Annotated in this window: 1 protein-coding gene; it reads right to left on the reverse strand. The window is 49.9% G+C overall.

The window, feature by feature from the left end; genetic code table 11:
* Positions 1-581, reverse strand: a 581-nt coding sequence (locus AN476_RS22300) for a response regulator transcription factor (RefSeq protein ID WP_054463966.1), incomplete at its 3' end; no start/stop codon positions are given.
* Between the last annotated feature and the right edge of the window lie 103 nt (positions 582-684).

Raw genomic sequence — 684 nt, forward strand, 5'->3', positions numbered from 1 at the left:
TGCGTTTCGACGACAGACGTTCCTGGGTCAAAGTTAAAGTCCCAAACTCGCTCTATAATCAACGTCCGACTAATCACACGTCCGGCATTTTCCATCAAAAGCTGAAGGAGTGCGTACTCTTTGTTATGCAGCTTGATCAATTGACTTTTTCGATGTGCAGTGCGTTCCAGCAGATCAAGAGTTAAATCATGCACCTTGAGCTCCGTTCGCTGCTCTGTTGCTTTGGGGCGTCTCGACAGCGCTGTGATCCGCGCCAGAAGTTCGGAAAAGTGAAATGGCTTGACCATGTAATCGTCACCACCCGCCATTAGCCCGTCAACGCGATCCTCGACATCAGACAAGGCTGTCAGGAAGATAACTGGAAGGTCAATCTTGGCCGAGCGCAACGACTTCACCAGTGACAGCCCATCCATGCCGGGCATCATCCGGTCCGCAATCAAAAGGTCGACCTCATTGTAGAGGCAATGGGTCAACGCCTCTCGACCATCGGTTACCCAATCGACGACAAAGCCCTGTTCAATTAAACCCTTTTGAACGTATTCGGCGGACTTAATATCGTCCTCTGCAAGTAAGATTTTCATACGAAAATATACTAACCGAACTTTCGTATTCTACAATGCGCCCCGTCGAGTCCTTGGTGTCGACTTTTGGCCTCGAAGGGCGTGAATGCGTGCTCTTCGGTTA

It is taken from the genome of Phaeobacter sp. 11ANDIMAR09 (genome assembly GCF_001294455.1).
Taxonomy (GTDB): domain Bacteria; phylum Pseudomonadota; class Alphaproteobacteria; order Rhodobacterales; family Rhodobacteraceae; genus Pseudophaeobacter.